General features: G+C 71.4%; 18 protein-coding genes. 15 read left to right on the forward strand and 3 right to left on the reverse strand.

Going from position 1 to position 19,525, the window contains the following annotated elements:
- The 9 genes from VFB40_RS18705 to VFB40_RS18745 all read left to right on the forward strand — a co-directional run.
- A partial coding sequence (locus VFB40_RS18705) for a DEAD/DEAH box helicase (protein WP_324852400.1) occupies positions 1 to 2,158 on the forward strand: 2,158 nt, incomplete at its 5' end.
- A gap of 328 nt (positions 2,159 to 2,486) precedes the next feature.
- Positions 2,487 to 3,482: an aldo/keto reductase gene (locus VFB40_RS18710; protein WP_324852402.1), complete on the forward strand. Its 996-nt coding sequence runs from the start codon at positions 2,487 to 2,489 to the stop codon at positions 3,480 to 3,482.
- An 85-nt stretch (positions 3,483 to 3,567) separates the two neighbouring features.
- The gene (locus VFB40_RS18715) at positions 3,568 to 4,152 is read left to right on the forward strand and encodes a TetR/AcrR family transcriptional regulator (protein ID WP_324852404.1); all 585 of its coding nucleotides are present in this window, start codon (positions 3,568 to 3,570) and stop codon (positions 4,150 to 4,152) included.
- Between the two features lie 107 nt (positions 4,153 to 4,259).
- Entirely contained in the window at positions 4,260 to 4,733 is a 474-nt protein-coding gene (locus VFB40_RS18720; RefSeq protein ID WP_324852406.1) for a hypothetical protein, read from the forward strand.
- 124 nt (positions 4,734 to 4,857) lie between these two features.
- Positions 4,858 to 5,313 carry a MerR family transcriptional regulator gene (locus VFB40_RS18725; protein WP_324852407.1) on the forward strand — a complete coding sequence of 152 codons (456 nt, stop codon included), beginning with the start codon at positions 4,858 to 4,860 and terminating at the stop codon, positions 5,311 to 5,313.
- On the forward strand, positions 5,310 to 6,245 hold the full coding sequence (locus tag VFB40_RS18730) for an aldo/keto reductase (RefSeq protein ID WP_324852409.1): 936 nt from the start codon (positions 5,310 to 5,312) through the stop codon (positions 6,243 to 6,245). Before VFB40_RS18725 ends, VFB40_RS18730 begins: the two co-directional genes overlap by 4 nt.
- 258 nt (positions 6,246 to 6,503) lie before the next feature.
- Positions 6,504 to 7,835: an AI-2E family transporter gene (locus VFB40_RS18735; RefSeq protein ID WP_324852411.1), complete on the forward strand. Its 1,332-nt coding sequence runs from the start codon at positions 6,504 to 6,506 to the stop codon at positions 7,833 to 7,835.
- Between the two features lie 87 nt (positions 7,836 to 7,922).
- Complete coding sequence (locus VFB40_RS18740; protein ID WP_324852413.1) at positions 7,923 to 8,630, forward strand: LysE family translocator; 708 nt, start codon at positions 7,923 to 7,925, stop codon at positions 8,628 to 8,630.
- Between the two features lie 11 nt (positions 8,631 to 8,641).
- Positions 8,642 to 8,830 (forward strand): SPOR domain-containing protein, encoded by a 189-nt coding sequence (locus VFB40_RS18745; RefSeq protein ID WP_324852415.1) that lies wholly within the window; start codon positions 8,642 to 8,644, stop codon positions 8,828 to 8,830.
- Here the strand turns inward: VFB40_RS18745 and VFB40_RS18750 are convergent.
- Entirely contained in the window at positions 8,785 to 9,918 is a 1,134-nt protein-coding gene (locus tag VFB40_RS18750; RefSeq protein WP_324852417.1) for a CaiB/BaiF CoA transferase family protein, read from the reverse strand. The two genes, VFB40_RS18745 and VFB40_RS18750, sit on opposite strands and share 46 nt — an antisense overlap.
- Before the next feature lie 61 nt (positions 9,919 to 9,979).
- Here VFB40_RS18750 and VFB40_RS18755 point away from each other — a divergent pair, with 61 nt between their 5' ends.
- From VFB40_RS18755 to VFB40_RS18775, 5 genes are all read left to right on the forward strand, one after another.
- Positions 9,980 to 11,068: an AraC family transcriptional regulator gene (locus VFB40_RS18755; protein WP_324852419.1), complete on the forward strand. Its 1,089-nt coding sequence runs from the start codon at positions 9,980 to 9,982 to the stop codon at positions 11,066 to 11,068.
- 135 nt (positions 11,069 to 11,203) lie between these two features.
- On the forward strand, positions 11,204 to 12,406 hold the full coding sequence (locus tag VFB40_RS18760) for an acetyl-CoA C-acetyltransferase (protein ID WP_324852421.1): 1,203 nt from the start codon (positions 11,204 to 11,206) through the stop codon (positions 12,404 to 12,406).
- A 71-nt stretch (positions 12,407 to 12,477) separates the two neighbouring features.
- Positions 12,478 to 14,658, forward strand: a complete 2,181-nt coding sequence (locus VFB40_RS18765; protein ID WP_349261547.1) for a 3-hydroxyacyl-CoA dehydrogenase NAD-binding domain-containing protein — start codon at positions 12,478 to 12,480, stop codon at positions 14,656 to 14,658.
- Positions 14,659 to 14,807: 149 nt separating this feature from the next.
- Entirely contained in the window at positions 14,808 to 15,659 is an 852-nt protein-coding gene (locus tag VFB40_RS18770) for an isocitrate lyase/PEP mutase family protein (RefSeq protein WP_324852425.1), read from the forward strand.
- A gap of 380 nt (positions 15,660 to 16,039) precedes the next feature.
- Entirely contained in the window at positions 16,040 to 17,089 is a 1,050-nt protein-coding gene (locus tag VFB40_RS18775) for a LacI family DNA-binding transcriptional regulator (protein WP_324852427.1), read from the forward strand.
- Positions 17,090 to 17,182: 93 nt separating this feature from the next.
- On the opposite strand, the gene VFB40_RS18780 is transcribed toward VFB40_RS18775, so the two are convergent.
- Positions 17,183 to 17,989: an alpha/beta fold hydrolase gene (locus VFB40_RS18780; protein ID WP_324852429.1), complete on the reverse strand. Its 807-nt coding sequence runs from the start codon at positions 17,987 to 17,989 to the stop codon at positions 17,183 to 17,185.
- A gap of 125 nt (positions 17,990 to 18,114) precedes the next feature.
- Here VFB40_RS18780 and VFB40_RS18785 point away from each other — a divergent pair, with 125 nt between their 5' ends.
- Positions 18,115 to 18,981, forward strand: a complete 867-nt coding sequence (locus VFB40_RS18785; protein ID WP_324852431.1) for an Fpg/Nei family DNA glycosylase — start codon at positions 18,115 to 18,117, stop codon at positions 18,979 to 18,981.
- A gap of 113 nt (positions 18,982 to 19,094) precedes the next feature.
- On the opposite strand, the gene VFB40_RS18790 is transcribed toward VFB40_RS18785, so the two are convergent.
- Positions 19,095 to 19,525: AfsA-related hotdog domain-containing protein (locus VFB40_RS18790; RefSeq protein ID WP_324852433.1), on the reverse strand; the 431-nt coding region annotated here is incomplete at its 5' end.

Consider the following 19,525-nt stretch of genomic DNA (forward strand, 5'->3'; position numbering starts at 1 on the left):
GCAGGCCGAGACCGTGCAGGCTGAGGCAGCGCAGCAGCTCGACACCGGCACCGAGGTGACCTTCGCGTCGCTCGACCTGCCGAAGCCGCTGCTCGAGGTGCTCGGCGAGGCCGGAGTCGTCACCGCGTTCCCGATCCAGGCGGCGACCATCCCCGACGCGCTGGTCGGCCGGGACGTGCTCGGCCGCGGCCGCACCGGGTCCGGAAAGACGCTGGCCTTCGGGCTGCCGACGCTGACCCGGCTGGAGGGGCTGCGCGCCAAGTCGCGCAAGCCGCTGGCACTCGTGCTGGTTCCCACCCGCGAGCTGGCGATGCAGGTCGAGGACGCGCTGCGGCCGTATGCCAGGGCTATGCGACTGCGCATCCGCTCGGTATACGGCGGCGCGCCGATGCGTAAGCAGATTGACAATCTGCGGTACGGCGTCGAGCTGCTCGTGGCCACGCCCGGCCGGCTCTCCGACCTGATCGAGCAGGGTGAATGCGAGCTCGGCGAGGTCGACATCGCCATCCTCGACGAGGCAGACCAGATGTGCGACATGGGCTTCCTGCCGCATGTCTGCGAGCTGATGGACCAGGTCGCGGAGGGCGGGCAGCGGCTGCTGTTCTCGGCCACGCTGGACGGCGCGGTCGACGAGATCGTCAAGAAGTACATGAAGGACCCGGTACTGCACGAGGTGGACCCGCAGGCCGGTGTGGTCTCTACGATGAGCCACCACCTGCTGATGGTGACCCCGCAGCACAAGGCGAAGGTCGCGGCGCAGATCGCGGGTCGGCACGCCGCCGAGGCCGGCAACGGCGAGGCGCGTTCGATCTTCTTCGTGCGCACGCAGATGGCGGTCGACCGGGTGACCGAGCAGCTGCGCGACCGCGGCCTGCCGGCGGCGGGGCTGCACGGCGGGATGACCCAGGTCGCGCGCACCAAGACCCTTGAGGACTTCAAGGAGGGCCGCACCCCGGTCCTGATCGCCACCGACGTGGCCGCCCGCGGCATCCACGTGGACGGCATCGACCTGGTGGTGCACCTGGACCCGCCGCGTGACTCGAAGGACTACCTGCACCGGGCCGGGCGCACCGCGCGGGCCGGGCAGGCGGGCCTGGTCGCGTCGCTGGTCCTGCCGAAGCAGCGCAAGCAGGCGCAGCGGCTGATGGACGAGGCCGGCGTGACCGCTGAGGAGCTGGACGCGGCCCCGCTCGGCGCGGGCGGCAGGTGGGAGAAGGCCGGGAGCGCCCTGGCCGAGCTCACCGGCGCCCGCGAGGTGCCGGAGCCGGGCGACGTGCCGACGTTCATCCTCCCGGTGCGCGAGCGCGCATCGCGGTCGCGTGACGGACGCGACAGCCGCGGCGGCGACCGCTTCGGGCGCGACCGGTACAACCGCGCCGACCGCGACCGTCGCGACGGCGGGTTCGAGCGGCGTGACCGTTTCGACCGGCCGGAGCGGGACGGGCGCGGCGGCGAGCGTGACCGCGGCGAGCGCTTCGGGCGCGACCGGTTCGACCGGGGCGAGCGCGCGGACTCGCGTGGCGGCGCCCCCTTCCGGCGCGACTTCGACCGCGGTGGCTTCCACGGCCGCGACGGCGAGCGCGGCGGTTCCGAGCGGCCTGAGTTCCGCAGGGACGGCGAGCGGTTCGGGCGCGGCGAGCGGCGGGACGACTCGTTCGGGCGCCGCGACCGCGGGTTCGACGGCGGCCGCCCGCAGCGTGGCCTCGGCAGCGGCGAGCAGCGTACCGAGAACCGGCGCTTCGAGGGACGCGACGGGCAGCGCGGCGGCTTTGAAGGACGCGGTACTGAGGGACGCAGCTCGGAAGGGCGCGGCTTCGAAGGGCGCAGCTCGGAGGGACGCGGCTTCCAGGGGCGTCCGGAGGGACGCGACTTCGCCGAGCGCGGCGGCCGGGAGCAGCGGTTCGAGCGGCGCGGCTTCGAGAACCGCGGCGCTGAGGGGCGCGGCTTCGAGGGTCGCGGCACCGGCGGCCACGGTTTCCGGGACCGCGGACGCGACGAGCGCAGCGGCTTCGACCGCAACCGCGGCACGGGCTCCTTCCGCCAGGATGGCAAGCCCGGGCAGCGCGACGACCGGTACGGCCAGCAGGGAGACCGCCGACAGTTCGGCGGGCGTCCCGGCCAGGACCGGGACCGTGCGGCCCGGCGGCCCTCGAACTGACGCCGGTGGCGTGAGTCCCCGGGCGCGTCTGCCGGGGACTCACGCCTACCCCAGCTGAACCCCACACAGTGAGTCCCCGGGCGCGTGTGCCGAGGACTCGCGGGCTGGCTCAACTGAACAACAGCCTGAGCCCTTGGCACGACTAGCCAGCGGCTCCAGCACCGCCACCACGGCGTTCTAAGCCGAACCAGAACCCCGCAGCCTTCGGGCCGTGGGGTTCTGTGCGTTTCGGGTCCGCACTAGTGACAGAATTTGAAATCTGTCATTCGATAGTTGTACGGTATCAGTGCAGGGCGCGCAGGGGCGCGTCCGGAGCGGGAGTGATGACATGAACAAGCGTCAACTGGGAACCACCGGTCCGCGGTCCTCCGAGCTCGGCCTCGGCATGATGGGCATGTCCGCGCTGTACGGCGCCGCCGACGACGCCGAGTCGATCGCCACCGTCCACGCCGCCCTGGACGCCGGGGTGACCCTGCTGGACACCGGCGACTTCTACGGCATGGGCGACAACGAGCTGCTGCTGCGCGAAGCGGTGCGCGGGCGCAGCCGCGAGGACTTCCTGATCAGCGTGAAGTTCGGCGCCCAGCGTGCTCCGGACGGCTCGTGGCTCGGCTACGACGCCCGGCCGAGCGCCGTCAAGACCTGGCTCTCCTACTCGCTGCGCCGGCTCGGCACCGACTACATCGACGTCTACCGCCCGGCGCGGCTCGACCCGAATGTGCCGATCGAGGACACCGTCGGCGCGATCAAGGAGATGATCGACGCCGGGTACGTGCGGCATGTCGGCCTCTCGGAGGTCGGCGCGGACACGATCCGGCGCGCGCACGCCGTGCATCCGGTCGCGGACCTGCAGATCGAGTACTCGCTGTTCTCCCGCGGCATCGAGGCGGAGATCCTGCCGACCGTGCGCGAGCTCGGCATCGGCATCACCGCGTACGGCGTCCTGTCCCGCGGCCTGCTGTCCGGGCACTGGTCCGCCGCCCGCCCGACCGACCCCACGGACTTCCGCGCGCACTCGCCGCGCTTCCAGGGCGAGAGCCTGGACCGGAACCTGGACCTGGTCGAGGCGCTGCGTAAGGTCGCCGAGGACAAGGGCGCGACCGTAGCGCAGCTGGCGATCGCGTGGGTCGCCGCGCAGGACGAGCTGATCGTGCCGCTGGTCGGCGCCCGGCGGCGGGAGCGGCTGACCGAGGCGCTCGGCGCGCTGGACGTGCAGCTGACGCCGGCCGACCTCGCCGCGATCGAGGCCGCAGTTCCGGCCGGGGCGGCCAGCGGCGACCGGTACGCTGCGGCGCAGATGGCGATGCTCGACAGCGAGAAGTGAGCGCGGCGGTCCGGCCGCGAGGATGTCTAGTGCCCCGCCGCGACCCTCGTGCGGTCGCGGCGGGACGAGGAGGAGGCCCGCAGCGATGGCGGCGGAGACGTTGACCCGGGATCGGGTGCTGGACGCGGCGGAGGACACGCTGCGGCGGTTCGGCCCGGGCAAGACGACCGTGGTGGACGTCGCGCGGGCGCTGGGCGTGAGCCACGGCACGGTGTACCGGCATTTCGCGTCGAAGGCCGACCTGCTGGACGCGGTGCTCGGGCGCTGGCTCTCCCGGATGAACCCACCGCTGGCCGCGATCGCCGCGGAGGACGGGCCGGCCGCGGAACGGCTGCGGCGTTTCCTGCTCACGCTCATGGGGTTCAAGCACGAGAAGGCGCGCACCGACCCGGATCTGTTCGCCGCGTACGGGCTGGTCTCCGCGGATGCGCGAGCCGTGACCATCGAACACGTCGAGGAGCTGAACGCGCTGGTCGCGCAGATCGTCGCGGACGGCATGGAACGGGGCGAATTCGCACCCGGCGATCCCGCGCAGGTGGCGCGTGCCGTCTGGGCCGCGACCACCCGGCTGCATCACCCGGCGCACGCCGCCGACTGGCTGACCGAGCCGCCAGAGGCGACGTTCGAAGGCCTGTGGAAGCTGTTGCTCTCGGGACTCTCCGCCCGTTGATTTCCGCAGGCCAGAAGCCCTTTTTTCGTCGCTAGGAACGTTTGTTCGAACCGCCCGTGGGTAGGTATCAGAAGTCAGCGACGGAACCATCGGGGAGAGGTATTTCCGTGACCGACAAGGGCTTCGAGGACGGCGGCCGGGCAGCCGCGAAGAAGGCGGGCTGGGTGCGGGTTCGGCTGACCGCGCCCCAGGAGAGCAACGGTCCGCGCGGTGTGTCGCTGACCGAGGGCGAACTGGTGCTGCGCGCCGACCGGGTGGCGGTGGACGAGGAGAACCTGGTCTTCCTGTGCGCCGACGAGGTGGTCTTCCGGCTGGACCGCCGCTATTTCAGCGCGCTGACCTGGTTCGTGGACCGGCCGACCTTCGGCGAGTGGCTGCGCTCCCGGCGCAAGCAGTACCCGAACTCGCACACGCGCTGGTCGCAGGATGAGCGCTCCCGGCTGGCCGAAGAGGTCGGCTCCGGCTTCGGCTGGGAGCGGATATCGGACCTGCATGGACGCACCATCCACGCGGTACAGCGCGAAGCGGTACGTGACGGTTTGGTCGCTGCCGAGGCATTTCCGCGTCCTGGCGTCGGGTAACGGCGCAGCTCACGAGTGACTGCATCGGCTAAGGGCGCCAATCGGTGCCTTTGCGCTTAGGGACGTCGGACGGCGCGGTGGTCTGCTTGACCTGGAGCGCGCTCCAGGTCGCAGACTGCTGTGCATGAGCACGACGACCTATTCAGTCGGCGAGGTGTCGGCACGCACCGGCTTCAGCGTCGACACCCTGCGTTATTACGAGCGGCTCGGCCTGATCGAGCCGGTGGAGCGATCGGTCGGCGGCCGGCGGAGGTACCGGGAGGAGGACGTCGGCTGGCTCGACTTCGTCTCCTGCCTGCGCGATACCGGCATGCCGGTCGAGCGGATGCGCCAATTCGCCGAGCTGTGCCGCGACGGCGAGCACACGGTGCCGGAGCGGGTGGACCTGCTCGCGGCGCACGGCCACCGGGTCGAGGCGGAGATCGAGTCGCTGCGCACGAAGCTGGAGGCGATCCGCCACAAGATCCAGTACTACGAAGGCGTCCTCGCGCTGCGCGACGGCCAGGGGCCGGATCAGGGCAGCGCGGATCAGGGCGGGCCGGAAGCCGGGGAGCCAAGCGAGGAAGGACGACGGGCATGAGGTATCGCGAATTCGGCACGACGGGGCTGACGGTCAGTGAGATCGGGCTCGGCGCCTGGCAGTTGGGCAACGCGAAGGACTGGAACGGCCCGGACGAGCAGGAGTCGCTGGCCATCATCGGCGCCGCGCTCGACGCCGGGGTGACCTTCTTCGACACGGCGCCGAACTACGCGGCCGGCCGCAGCGGCGAGCTGCTCGGCCGCGGGCTGCGCGGGCACCGGGACGAGGTGGTGGTGTGCACCAAGTTCGGGCACACGCCGCAGGGCCCGGACTTCGCCCCAGAATCGCTGCGCGGCTCGGTGGAACGCAGCTTGCGGCAGCTCCAGACCGACGTGATCGACATCCTGTTGATCCACAGTCCGCCCCCGGAGCTGTACGACGGTCGGCGCACTCCGCACTACGAGCTGCTCGAAGATCTCCAGCGGGAAGGGCTGATCCGGGCCTACGGCGCGTCGCTGGACTGGCCTGACGAGATCGACACCGTGCTGGAGACGACGCAGAGCAAGGCGCTGGAGGTCTACCTGTCCGTCTTCCACCAGGAGCCGTGGGAGGCGGTCGAGCGCGCCGGGGCCGGCGGGGTCGGCAGCGTAGTGAAGGTGGCGCTCGAGTCCGGTTGGCTCGCCGGGAAGTACGACGCGAACTCGGTCTTCTCCGACGTGCGCGCCCGCTGGACTCCCGAGCAGCTGCAGCGGCGCGCCGCGCTGACCGCCCGGTTCCTCGAACTGGTGCCGCAGGGCTGGACGCCGGTGCAGACGGCGCTGCGGTTCGTGCTCGCGAACTCGGGCGTCGCGACGGTGATTCCGGGCACGAAGAGCATCGCGCAACTGGAGACGAGCCTGCGGGCCGCCGAGGGCGACTTGCCCGAGGACGTGCTCGCGGGGCTTCGGAAGCTCTACGCGGAGGAGATCGCGGGCGATCCGGTCGGCTGGTAGACGGCGCTAGAGGGCGGCCGGCGCCGGTACGACAAATCGCGCGTTCACGCCGGAGAGCACGGCCGCTGGCTATGCTGGAGACATGGGGCCGACGGATCAATATGTTGCGCTATGAACGAGTGCCCTGATACCCGTGCCTGCGGCCGGCTCACCGGCCGGGTGGGCACGCCGTTTGAACAGTACCGGTCGGGATACATGCTTTGAAACGGTCGGGGCGGTCCGAGCGGGCGAGGCGAGTGGGGAAGTGGCGGTGCGTTGGTGAGTAGCCGGCCTCTTCGCCCGCGCCGTGGCGACGGCTCCGATCCGGCGGACTCTCCCGACTCGGCGAAGAGCACTGCCAAGAGCACCGCCAACCCTGGCCCCTCGACGCGCTCCGGCTCCGCGAAAGGCGCCGCCTCCGGCGCCAACGGCCGGGTCTCCGGCACCGCGGCGGCCAAGTCGCGCTCGGCCGGCGCGCTGGCCGGCACCCGGAATCTGGCCAGGCAGCGGGCGCTGGCCGAGAACAACGCGGACGCCCTGGTCAACCTGCGCTTGCGGCTCGCCGCGGCGTACGCGTGGCGGATCCTGGTCGTGGGAGCGGCGGTCTATGTCGCGTACCTGCTGCTGCTGCGGTTCGAAGTGGTCGGCATCGCGCTCTTCCTCTCCCTGGTGTTCACCGCGCTGCTGCGGCCTTCGGTCAACATCACCTCACGCTGGATGCCACGCTCGCTGTCGGTGCTGGTGTCCATGGTCGGCAGCCTCGCGGTGATCGGCGGTATTTTCACGCTGGTCGGCACGACGGTCGCGGACGAGAGCAGCAGCCTGAGCCACGAGTTCAGCGGCGGCCTCGACCGGATCGAGCGCTGGCTGGAAGGCTCGCCCTTCCACGTCAACCCCTCGGCGCTGACCGGGCTTCAGGGCAAGATCACCTCGTTCATCTCCAGCCACCGCTCGACGCTGATCAACCAGGCGCTGAGCGGTGCCAGCCGCGCGGTGGAGATCCTCACCGTGCTCGCACTGGCAGTGTTCTGCTCGATCTTCTTCACGAATTCCGGCGAGCAGATGTGGCGCTGGTTCACGGTGCAGTTGCCGGGCGAGTCGGGAAGCACCTGGGACCGGGCCGGGCGCGCGGCGTGGAGCACCTTCTCTGGGTACACCCGCGGCGTGATCATCGTCGCGGCCACCAACGCGGTGATGGTGGGGATCTCGCTGTATCTGCTGAAGGTGCCGCTCGCGCTGCCGCTGACGCTGCTGGAGTTCTTCGCCTCCTTCGTCCCGCTGGTCGGCTCGCCGGTGGCGATGGCGGTGGCCACGGTGGTGGCACTAGCCGGGCGCGGCGTGGTGACCGCGATCATCGTGCTGGTGCTGATCGTGGTGTTCGGCCAGATCGAGGGCCATGTGCTGCAACCGCTGGTGATGGGCTGGGCGGTGCGGCTGCACCCGGTGGTGGTCGCGATCTCGGTCATTGCGGGTACCGTGGCCGCGGGCCTGATCGGCGCGGTGGTGGCGGTGCCGCTGGTGTCGATCGCGTGGTCGATAGTGCGCGAGCTGCGCACCGAGCCGGAACCGGACGTCGAAGTCGACGTCGGGGCACCGGACGAACCCTCCTGACGCCGCGCCACGAATGCGTGAGACGACGGGCGAGCACGGCCGAAAAAGCATGGTGGCGAAACCGCAAGTCGGTTTTAGCATGGCGGCGTGATAGCAGCCGACCGCATCCTGCCGTTCCTGCTGACGGCGATCGTCATCATCCTGGCGCCCGGTCCCCAAGTGCTGTTCGTCGTCGGCCGCGCGCTCGCGTACGGCAGGCGGACGGCGGTCTCGACGGCGGCCGGCGGAACCTTCGGCGCGTACGTGCAGGCGATCCTCGTGGCGCTCGGACTCGGCACGCTGGTCGAGCGGTCGGCGGTGGTCTACGCCGCACTGAAACTGATCGGCGCCGCGTACCTGGTCTTCCTCGGCGTCAGGGCGTACCGGCACCGGCACGCGCTCGGTACGAGCCTGCGGCAAGGCGCGGAAGCTGTCGAAGGCACGGCGGAAGACGAGCGCGGCGATGCGGCTGACCAGCCGGGAGCGCGGTCAGGCAAGCCGGTTACCGGTCTGCGCGCCGCTCGGCAGGGCGTGCTGGTGGGGCTGACGAACCCGAAGGCGGCGGTGTTCTTCGGCGCGATCCTGCCGCAGTTCGTCGACCGGGCGCGCGGCGACGTGCCGCTGCAGATGATCCTGTTCGCGACGATGTTCTCGACCATGGCGCTGATCTGCGACAGCAGCTGGGGCCTGGCCGCCGGGACCGCGCGCGACTGGTTCGCCCGCTCGCCGCGCCGGCTCGCGATGGTCGGCGGAGCCGGAGGGCTGGCGATGGTGGGCCTCGGCGTCGGGATCGCCGTGACCGGCCGCAAGGACTGAGGCTGACGACGTTGACCGAGCCGGCTCTCGACCAGCCGTGGCGCGTCATCCGCCAGGACGACAACGGCAATCGGTACCTCGTCGGCCGCCACTCAACGCGCGAGGAGGCCGAGCGCGTGATCGCGCGGCTCGAAGCCGGCGGGCACAAACAGCTCTACTGGATCGAGGGCGAGCCGGAAGCTCCGGTGGTGGGCCAGTAGTCGTCGAGTCGGGCGATTCGGTGCGGCGGGGCTGGCGGGTCCGCGGCCGGTGTCCGTGAGAAGCGGGGCGCGGGAGCGGGCTGAACGTGCCCGGCCACCTTCGTGAAAGTCCCGCGCGCGATGTTGTGCGGATGTCCGGACGCCTCCCAGGGCGTCAACACCGGCGTCACACAGGCGTCCGTTCCGGCGAACTCCTCCGCCCACTCGTCACGCGATCGCGACGCGAAGGCCTGCGTGAAGAGGCGCCGCATTTCCTCCCACGTCGCGCGATCGTGCTGCCGGGCCGGATCGATGCGGTCCGCCAGCCCCAAGCGGTCCACGAGCTGCGCGTAGAACTGCGGCTCCAACGCGCCGACGGCGACGAACCGGCCGTCCGCACACGCGTAGGTCGCGTAGAAGGGCGCTGATCCGTCGAGCAGGTTCTCTCCGCGGTGCTCCTGCCAGAGGCCGCGGGCCCGCAGGCCGTGCAGGATGCCGGTGAGCATCGCGGCACCATCGGTCATCGCCGCGTCCACGACCTGCCCGCGTCCGGACCGCTCGCGCTCCACCAGCGCGGCCAGGACACCGACCGCGAGCAGCATCCCTCCCCCGCCGAAGTCCGCCACGTAGTTCAGCGGCGGGGACGGCGGCCCGTCGAACGGTCCGAGCGGTTCGAGCGCGCCGGCGATCGCCAGGTAGTTGATGTCGTGGCCCGCGCGGGACGCCAGCGGCCCGTCTTGTCCCCAACCGGTCATCCGCGCGTAGATCAGGCGCGGGTTGCGCTTCAGGCACTCGTCCGGGCCGAGGCCGAGCCGCTCCATCACCCCGGGACGGAAGCCCTCTATCAGCACGTCGGCGCGTGCGGCCAGGTCGAGCGCGGTTTCGACGTCCTGCGGGAGCTTCAGGTCGAGCGCGGCGACGGACCGGCCGCGGTCGAGCGGGTCGCCGGGATGCGGTTCGGCGGTCGGTCCCCGGTCGGCCGGGTTCGTGATGCGCAGCACGTCGGCGCCGAGGTCGGACAGCAGGGTGCAGGCGAAGGGGGCCGGGGCGAGGGAGGCGAATTCCAGGACGCGGATTTCGGCCAGCGGGCCGGTCGGGCCAGTCGTCATGCTGCGAGCTTAGAGGGCGTATTTGGGCGGCAACCGATGCTGATTACGTACGATTCGATCCGTGAGCGGTGAGCACGCTACGCGGGAGAACGGCGCCCTTGAGCCGATGGGTTTCACCCGGTGGGCTGCCGCGCATCACGTTCGCGCGGCGTTGGTCGGAGCACGGCGGCGGGGTGTGGATGTGGCGCCGCTGCTTGAGCACGCCGGAATCGAGCCCGAGGTACTGGCCGGCGGGAACGGTCGGGTCCCCGCTGCGCAGTTCGTCGCGCTGACCAAGGCGCTGTGGGCCGCGCTCGACGATGAACTGCTCGGGCTGTGCTCGGGGCCGCTGCGGGTCGGCACCTTCGCGATGATGGCGCACGCCGTGGTGCATTGCAGCCCGGATCTGCGCACCGCGGTCCGCCGCGCCGACCGGTTCTACCGGCTGTTCCCGGCCGGGCCGCGCTTTTCGCTGTCCGAGCGCGACGCGGTCGCGCGGGTGGAGTTCGATCTGTCCGACTACGACGACCCGGACAGGTTCGCCGCGGAGTCGCTGCTCATCGTCTGGCACCGCTCGGCCTCGTGGCTGATCCGCCGCCGGATCGGGCTGCACGAGGTCGAACTCGGCTATCCCGCACCACCGCACGCGCTCGAGTACGGCCTGCTGTACGGCACGACCTGCCGGTTCGACGCCCCGGTCACCGCGGTCAGCTTCGATCGCGCGCTGCTGGACCAGCCGGTCGTGCAGGACGAGGCGGCGCTGCGGGCGTTCCTGCGGCGCGCGCCCTGGGACATCCTCGCCCGGATGGATTACGGGCAGGAGGTCTCGGCGCAAGTCAGGCGGCTGCTGAACCAGGCGCTCGGCGAGCCCGCGGTGCTGCCGGGCCCGGAGCAGATCGCGGCGCGGCTGGCCATCAGCCCGCAGACGCTGCGCCGCAAGCTGGCGGCAGAGCAGACCAGCTTCCAGCGGGTGCGCGATCAGCTGCGGCGGGATGTTGCGGTCTCCGCCCTGGTGCGCGGGGACGCCTCGATCGAGGAGCTGTCCGAGCGCCTCGGATTCTCCGAGCCGAGCGCGTTCCACCGGGCCTTCCGCCGCTGGACCGGCGCGACGCCCCGTACGTATCAGGGCTCCTATCAGGGGACGCGTACCGATGCCGCCGCACCCTTGTGACCCTCCGCTGTGACCCTCTGCCGCTGACGTGCGGACGACCGGACCTCCAGAAGCGCTAAAGCATCCGCTGCGGTCAGGAACACTGAGCGGCTGGGTCATGCGTTTTTGTAGGGCACCGCGCCTACCGTGACAGGTATGACCGATGCACTGATCTTCGATGCGGTACGCACACCGCGCGGCAAGGGCAAGCGCGGGTCGCTGCACAGTGTGAAGCCGGTGTCCCTCGCCTCGGGGCTGCTGCGAGGGCTGGCCGATCGCACCCACTTGGACACCTCCGCCGTCGACGACGTCGTGTTCGGCGTCGTGTCCCCGGTCGGCGAGCAGGGTTCCGACATCGCGCGGATCGCGGTGCTGGCCGCGGGCTGGGACCAGAGCGTGGCGGGGGTGCAGCTCAACCGGTTCTGCGCGTCCGGCCTTGAAGCGGTGAACATGGCCGCCGCGAAGGTCGCCTCGGGCTTCGAGGACCTGGTGGTGGCCGGCGGGGTCGAGTCCATGTCGCGGGTGCCGATCGGTTCGGACGGCGGCGCCTGGATGGCGGACCCGGAGACCGCGTTCGCGGTGAGCTTCGTCCCGCAGGGCGTGTCCGCCGACCTGATCGCGACCCTGGAGGGCTTCAGCCGCGCGCAGGTCGACGGCTTCGCGGTGCGCAGCCAGGAGAAGGCCGCCAACGCGCAGGACAAGGGCTACTTCGAGCGCTCCATCCTGCCGGTCGTGGACCAGAACGGCACGGTGCTGCTCGCGGCGGACGAGACGATCCGCCCGGAGACCACGCTGGCCGGGCTGGCGGCGCTCAAGCCCTCGTTCACCCTGCCCGGGGAGTTCGGTTTCGACTCGGTGGCGATCGACCGCTACCCGCAGGTGGAGCGGATCGACCACGTGCACCACGCGGGCAACTCCTCGCAGATCGTGGACGGCGCGGCGGCGGTGCTGATCGGCAGCCGCGAGGCGGGTCGGCGGCTCGGGCTCAGGCCGCGGGCCCGGATCGTGGCGACCGCCTCGATCGGCACCGAGCCGACGATCATGCTCACCGGACCGGCGCCCTCGGCGCGCAAGGCGCTGGACCGGGCCGGGCTCGCGGTGGACGACATCGACCTGTTCGAGGTGAACGAGGCGTTCGCCGCCGTGGTGATGAAGTTCTGCCGGGATCTTGGCGTGGACGAGGAGCGGGTCAACGTCAACGGCGGCGCGATCGCGCTCGGGCATCCGCTCGGCGCGACCGGGGCGATGATCCTGGGCACCCTGCTGGACGAGCTTGAACGCCGCGACCTGCGGCGGGGGCTGGCGACGCTGTGCGTCGGCGGCGGTATGGGCGTAGCGACGATCATCGAGCGGGTGTGACTGTGAGCCAGAACACTGAGACCCAGGGCGGCGGCGCGGACCAGGGAGGGGCCGGGTCGGCCGAGGTCGGCATCCGCTACTCCCGCGACGCGGACGGCGTCGTCACGCTGACGATCGACCAGGACGGTCCGGTCAACGTGATGAGCGGGGACTTCCGCGTCGCGCTCGGCGCGGCGGTCGACCGCCTTGAGGCGGAGCGCGACTCGATCCGCGGGGTGGTCGTGACCTCGGCGAAGAAGAGCTTCTTCGCGGGGGCCGACCTGCGCGAGCTGGTGCGGGTGACCAAGGCCGACGCGGGCGAGTTCGCCCGTCAGGTGGAGTTGGTCAAGTCGCATCTGCGGCGGCTTGAACGGCTCGGCCGGCCGGTAGCGGCCGCCGTGAACGGCAGCGCGCTCGGCGGCGGCCTGGAGATCGCGCTGGCCTGCCACCATCGCGTCGTGCTTGACCGCGACGACGTCCGGCTCGGCTTCCCCGAGGTCACGCTCGGGCTGATCCCCGGAGCCGGCGGCGTCGTGCGGACCGTGCGGATCATGGGCGTCCAGGCCGCGATGCCACTCATCGTCGAGGGCAAGCAGCTGCGACCGGCTGCGGCGCTGAAGGCCGGATGGGCCGACGAGCTCGCGTCAGACCTCGACGACCTGCTGGCGAAGGCCCGCGTGTGGGTCCTGGAGCATCCGGACGCCGGGCAGCCGTGGGACGCCAAGCCCGGCGCCGTCGGCGTCAAGGACCTGAAGCCGATGGACCCGAACTCGTACAGCCTGCTGGCCGCCGCGACCGGGGCGCTGCGCAAGCAGACCCACGGCACCATGCCGGCGCCGGAGAAGGCGCTGGCCGTGATGGTCGAGGGCGCGCTGCTCGACTTCGACACCGCGCTCGAGGTCGAGGGCAGGTACTTCACCGAGCTGGCCACCGGGCAGATCGCGAAGAACCTGATCAACACGTTCTTCTTCCAGCTGAACGAGGTCAAGGCGGGCGGCTCCCGGCCGCGAGTCCAGGAGGAGCGGGTCCAGGAGAAGCACCGAACCGCGAAGGTGGCTGTGCTCGGCGCGGGGATGATGGGTGCGGGCATCGCGCAGGTCACCGCGGTCGCAGGGATCGACGTCGTGCTCAAGGACGTCAGCGCCGAGGCGGCCGAGAAGGGTAAGTCCATGGTCGCCAAGCAGCTCGACGCGCAGGTCGCCAAGGGCCGCCTGAGCGCGGAGCAGCGCGACGCGGTGCTCTCCCGGATCGCGACCACGACCGACTACGCCGACCTCGACGGCTGCGACCTGGTCATCGAGGCCGTATTCGAGCAGCGCTCGGTGAAGAACGAGGTCAACGCCGCGGCGGAGGCCGCCGCGCGGCCGGACGCGGTGATCGCGTCGAACACCTCGACGCTGCCGATCACCGGCCTGGCCGAGGCGGTGCCGGATCAGGGCCGCTTCATCGGGCTGCACTTCTTCTCCCCGGTGCCGAAGATGAAGCTGGTCGAGATCATCCGCGGGGCGAAGACCTCGGACGCGACCCTCGCGCGGGCCTACGACTACGTGCTGCAGATCGGCAAGACCCCGATCGTGGTCAACGACTCGCGCGGCTTCTACACCTCGCGCACCTTCGGCACGTACATCAGCGAGGGCGTCAGGCTGCTGGCGGAGGGCGTGCCCGCGGCGCTGATCGAGAACGTGGCGAAGAAGGCCGGCCTGCCGGTCGGGCCGCTGGCCGTGCACGACGAGGTGAGCCTCACCCTCTCCCTCAAAGTGCGCGACCAGACCCTCGCCGACCTCAACGAGGCGTCGGAGAACCCCGAGGCGGCGGCCAGGGTCAAGGAGCTGGAGAACGACCCGGCGTTCCGGGTCATCGAAGAACTCGTGCGCGACCACGACCGGCCCGGCAAGGCTGGCGGCGCGGGGTTCTACGACTATCCGGCGGACGGGCCCAAGCGGCTGTGGCCCGGCCTCGCCGAGCGCTACGGCAAGCCGGACGGCGGCGGCGTGAGCGAGCAGGACCTGCGTGACCGGCTGCTGTTCATCCAGGCGGTGGAGACGGTCCGCTGTCTGGAGGAGAACGTGCTCACCTCGATCCGGGACGCGAATCTGGGCTCGATCTTCGGCATCGGATTCCCGGTGTGGACCGGCGGCACGGTGCAGTTCGTCAACGGATACGGCGTCGAGGAGTTCACCGCGCGGGCCGACTACCTGGCCGACCTGTACGGCGAGCGGTTCCGGCCGCCGCGCCTGCTACGCGAGAAGGCCGCGCGCCGCGAGTCGTTCTGATTCGCCGCTTGCGACCACGTACGACCGTGCGCGGCCGCGCCGGGTCCGACGGGACCGGCGCGGCCGCGCACGTCGTCGGCGATGCGCTGCGGGACGCCCTCGTCCGTTTTTCGTTGGACGCCGAAGCGTCCGGCTGATGGACTGCCCGCATGACGACGATCAACGACAAAGCAGAGCAGTTCCACGCGCTGCACCGGCGCGGCGAGCCGGTGATCCTGGCGAACGCCTGGGACGTGGCCAGCGCGTGCGTCGTGCAGGACGCGGGGGCCAAGGCGGTCGCGACGACGAGCGCCGGAGTGGCGTGGAGCCTCGGCGCCCCGGACGGCGACCGGCTCGACCGCGAGAGCGCGCTGGCGCTGATCGCCAGGGTCGCGCGGGCGGTGCACGTGCCGGTCACCGCCGACATCGAGGAAGGCTTCGGCGCGACCCCGGCAGACGTCGCCGAGACGATCCGCGGCGTGCTGGCCGCGGGCGCGGTCGGCGTCAACATCGAGGACGCGCTGCACGTTCCGAGCGACGATGGCCCGCTGCGCGCGGTCGCGGATCAGACGCGGCGGATCGCGGCGGCGCGGCAGGCGGCCGCGGCGGCAGGCGTGCGGCTCTTCATCAACGCCCGCCTCGACACCTACCTGCTTTCCGTCGGCGACCCGGACGGGCGGCTGGACGCGACCCTGGAGCGCGCGGCGGCTTATGTGGCCGCCGGGGCGAGCGGCGTCTTTGTGCCCGGCGTCGTGGACCCGAAGACCGTCGCGGCGCTCGCGGACGGCATCGACGCTCCGCTCAACGTGCTGACCGGACCCGGCGCTCCGCCGATCCCGGAACTCGCGGCCCTCGGCGTCGCGCGCGTCAGCCTCGGCTCGTCCATCGCCTCCGCGGCGTACGGGCTCGTGCAGCGGGCCACCCGTGAAGCTTTCACAACGGGGACGTATGAGGCGATCAGCGCGCCGCTCGACTACGGGACGCTCAACAAGCTGATCGCGCAGAGCGTGCGCGCGCAGTAAAACGCAGGTCAGCGTGGGTGCAGCGGCGCAGTCGCGGCGCGTGCGCGGATCGACGCGAAGCGGATCGGGTGCTGCCGGCCGGTCGGCTCGATGCAGAGTGCGGCTGCATCGCGCCGACCGGCCGGGACCCGGTCGGCGGGGCCGCGATACGGTGCGGCCCGGAGGCCGTGAGGCTGATCGACGTGCGGGTCGGGGCCTCGTCTCGGGCACTGGGCTCTTTCGGTGCCGGTTCTGCCGAGTTTCCGGTTCGTTGCCGAACATTTCGGAACCTCGCTCGAATGTTATCGCCGATTCACGGTGGGCCACAAGAGGCCCGCGCCGCCCTTGGGTTCGGGGGGCGGGCGGTTCCGCGACGGTGCATTGGCGTTACCATGCCTGCCATGAGCCCAGCAGAGGTCACGTCCCAGCAGGGGGGACCGTCCGGCGACGGTGCGGCGACCCTGGCCGAAATCGCCCGAGCGGCGGGAGTGTCGACTCCGACAGTTTCGAAAGTGCTCAACGGGCGCGCCGACGTCGCGCCCTCCACGCGGGTGCGCGTCGAGGAGTTGCTGCGCCAGCACGGATACAGCCGGCGGCGCGGCAGCGGGCAGCCGTCCGCGCTGCTGGACCTGGTCTTCCACGAGCTGGAGAGCCCGTGGGCGATGGAAGTCATCCGCGGGGTGGAGAACGTGGCCCGCGACACCGGCCTGCACGTCGTGCTCTCCGAGTCGGCCGGGCGGCTCAGCCCCGGGCAGACCTGGGTGGACGGGGTGCTGGCGCGGCGGCCGACCGGCGTGATCCTGGTGCTCAGCAACCTGGATCCGGGCCAGCGCGCCCAGTTGACCAGCCGCGACATCCCGTTCGTGGTGATGGACCCGGCCGGCGACCCCGGCGAGGACGTGCCCTCGGTGGGCGCGACCAACTGGCACGGCGGGCTGGCCGCGACCCGGCATCTGATCGAGCTCGGCCACCGGCGCATCGGCGTGATCGGCGGTCCGGGCCGGATGATGTGCAGCCGGGCCAGGATCGACGGCTACCGCGCCGCGATGGACACCGCCGGGCTGCCGATCGATCCGCAGCTGATCCGGGAAGGCGACTTCCACCACGAGTCCGGCTACTCGCTCGGACTGGAGTTGCTGCGGATGCGGGACCGGCCCACCGCGATCTTCACCGGGAACGACCTGCAAGCGCTCGGCCTGTACGAGGCGGCGCGGGAGCTGGGCCTGGTCATTCCGCGGGACCTGAGCGTCGTCGGCTTCGACGACCTGCCGATCACCCGGTGGATCGGGCCGCCGCTGACCACGGTGCGCCAGCCGCTGACCGAGATGGCCGAGGCGGCGGCCCGGCTGGTGATCGATCTGAGCCGGGGCAAGCGGCCGAACGCGCTGCGCGCGGACCTGGCCACCCGGCTGGTAGAGCGCAGCAGCACGGCGCCGCCGCCCGAGGCCTGACCCGAGTCCAGGCCCGCCGCCAGGTCACGCATGCGTTCGAGCGGCTTGCAGAAAGTTTCGAACGGATCGCCGGATCGTTCCGCTCGGGCATCCTCAACCGGTGAGGAAGTCGGCGGCCCGGTCGCCCCAGGTCAGCACGTCCGCACGGTCTGGCGAAACGTGCAGACTGGAGTTCGGCATCACCTTGCGCAGCGCCTCCGCGGTCGAGACGGGATGGCCCTGATCCCCGGCCCAGGTCAGGATCAGCGTCGGGTGTGTCAGGGTGCGCAGGATCTCCGGGTCCGGGAGGTCTGAAGCCGCCGAGCCGCGCATCACATGCGGATAGAGTCGCTCGGGGATGGCCGGCGGCGGCAGCGAGTCCGGGTCGTCGGCATGCACCGGGGGCGGCGGCACGTCCTTGGTGACCTCGAGCACGAAGTCAAGGCCGCGGCTTTCCACCAGGTCGGCGATCGTCCGGTTCGCCTCCGCGAGCGCGACCCGGGTGTCCCAGGCGGTCGGCGGGATGACCAGTATCAGGCGGCCGAACCGCTCCGGCCGTTCGAGCGCCGCGTAGAGCAGGGTGCCGCAGCCCATGGACGCACCCATGGCGTCCACCGGCTCCGGCCCGGCGATCCGGTCCGCGACGGCGAGAAGGTCGCCGGCGAGGCGCGACCAGATGTAGTCGGTGAACTGGGGCCGGCCGGTGGACTCGCCGTGGCCGCGCGCGTCGTAGCGGATCAGGCGGCGGCCCGAGGCGACGATCGGCGACCAGTCGTTGAGTGTGTAGAGCGGGTCGTTCGCGCGGCTGGAACTCAGGCCGTGCGCGTACACGACGGCACGGCCGTGGCCGACCTCTTCACAGGCGAGGACGGCGTTACCCGCGGCGAGGGTCAGTTGCTTGGTCTCGGGCGTCTGGCTCATGGTTCTCGCAATCCGGTGGTCGGGCTCTGATTGTTCCGCGCCCGGCCGACATACTCGACCCGCCCGCGGGCGCGGCCCGGCGCGCAGGAGTGGACCGGGTCGCACGGGGCGCGCAGACTGGACGGGTGCCTGAGCTTCCGGAAGTCACCGCGCTGGCCTCGTTCCTGACCGAGCGCGCCAGCGGGCTCGCGGTCCAGCGGATCGACGTGGTCGCGTTCTCCGCGCTCAAGACCTTCGACCCGCCGGTCTCCGCGCTGGACGGCGCCACGGTGCGCGGTGCCGAGCGGCGCGGCAAGTTCCTCGCGGTGAAGATCGGCGAGCAGTACCTGGTGTGCCACCTGTCGCGGGGCGGATGGCTGCAGTGGCGCGACGCGATGCCGACGACGCCGGCGAAGCCGGGCAGAGGGCCGCTCGCGCTGCGCGTGCACCTGGAAGGCGAGTGCGGCTGGGACCTGACCGAGGCCGGCACGCAGAAGCGGCTGGCGGTGTACGTGGTGCAGGACCCGATGGAAGTGCCGGGTATCGCACGGCTGGGGCCTGACGCACTCGACCCCGAACTGGACGTCGCCACGCTTGCCGCGCTGCTGGCCGATCGGCGCAAGCAGATCAAGGGTCTGCTGACCGATCAGAGCACGATCGCGGGCATCGGCAACGCGTACAGCGACGAGATCCTGCACACCGCGAAGCTCTCCCCCTTCAAACTGGCGTCGAGCTTCACGCCGGCGGAAGTCGAGCGGCTGCACGCGGCGATCCGCACGGTGCTCAGCGACGCGGTCGAGCGCTCGGTCGGCCAGCGCGCCGCGACGCTCAAGGAGGAGAAGAAGACCGGCCTGCGGGTGCATCGGCGGACCGGCGAGGCCTGCCCGGTCTGCGGGGACACGATCCGCGAGGTCAGCTTTTCCGATTCCGCCTTGCAGTACTGCCCGACCTGCCAGACCGGCGGCACTCCCCTGGCCGACCGGCGGCTGTCGAAGTTCGGCATCCGGACCTGAGAAACCGCTCGCCCCGGCGGAGCGCCGAGCCGCAGCGGACTCGGCGAAGCCGTCGGGGCGAGAATCGCAGTTGCCGGAACGCATCTGTTACCGGGTCAGGAGCCGCACGCTCGTCAGACGATGCTGCGGCAGGAACACCAGCCGACGGCCACCTGCCGGTCCGCCTGGGTCAGTTCGACCCGCACGCGTACCGAACCGTCAGCCTCCGTGCCCTCGATGATGGCACGCACCGAGGTCGGCTCGCTGAGTTCGACGTAACGTTCGAACGTCGCCTTGAGGCGGACCATCGCAGTGCGCTGCGGATAGAGCATGCAGTGCGCGGCCTGACGCATCGCCTCGATCAAGGCCATCCCGGGTACGTGGTCGACCGGGTGGTCGAAGAGCACCGGGTGCGCGGTGTCGCACCTGAGCAGCCAGGTATCGTCGGCATCGGTGCGGCTGAGCACGACGTCGGCGCGGGCGTCCTTGCCGACGAGGGCCGGGGAAACCGGCTCGGGCAGCGGGGCCGGATCGGCGGGCGGCGAGACGGCCCCCGCGCCGCCGC

It is taken from the genome of Actinocrinis sp. (assembly GCF_035650855.1).
Taxonomy (GTDB): domain Bacteria; phylum Actinomycetota; class Actinomycetes; order Streptomycetales; family Catenulisporaceae; genus Actinocrinis.

What these genes read in the sequence shown, in the direction of transcription:
- VFB40_RS18715 (WP_324852404.1), top strand. Translation starts at nt 3,568, where the DNA reads ATGGCGGCGGAGACGTTGACCCGGGATCGGGTGCTGGACGCGGCGGAG.
- VFB40_RS18760 (WP_324852421.1), top strand. Translation starts at nt 11,204, where the DNA reads ATGACCGATGCACTGATCTTCGATGCGGTACGCACACCGCGCGGCAAG.
- VFB40_RS18770 (WP_324852425.1), top strand. Translation starts at nt 14,808, where the DNA reads ATGACGACGATCAACGACAAAGCAGAGCAGTTCCACGCGCTGCACCGG.
- VFB40_RS18750 (WP_324852417.1), bottom strand. Translation starts at nt 9,918, where the DNA reads ATGACGACTGGCCCGACCGGCCCGCTGGCCGAAATCCGCGTCCTGGAA.
- VFB40_RS18730 (WP_324852409.1), top strand. Translation starts at nt 5,310, where the DNA reads ATGAGGTATCGCGAATTCGGCACGACGGGGCTGACGGTCAGTGAGATC.
- VFB40_RS18780 (WP_324852429.1), bottom strand. Translation starts at nt 17,989, where the DNA reads ATGAGCCAGACGCCCGAGACCAAGCAACTGACCCTCGCCGCGGGTAAC.
- VFB40_RS18725 (WP_324852407.1), top strand. Translation starts at nt 4,858, where the DNA reads ATGAGCACGACGACCTATTCAGTCGGCGAGGTGTCGGCACGCACCGGC.
- VFB40_RS18710 (WP_324852402.1), top strand. Translation starts at nt 2,487, where the DNA reads ATGAACAAGCGTCAACTGGGAACCACCGGTCCGCGGTCCTCCGAGCTC.
- VFB40_RS18775 (WP_324852427.1), top strand. Translation starts at nt 16,040, where the DNA reads ATGAGCCCAGCAGAGGTCACGTCCCAGCAGGGGGGACCGTCCGGCGAC.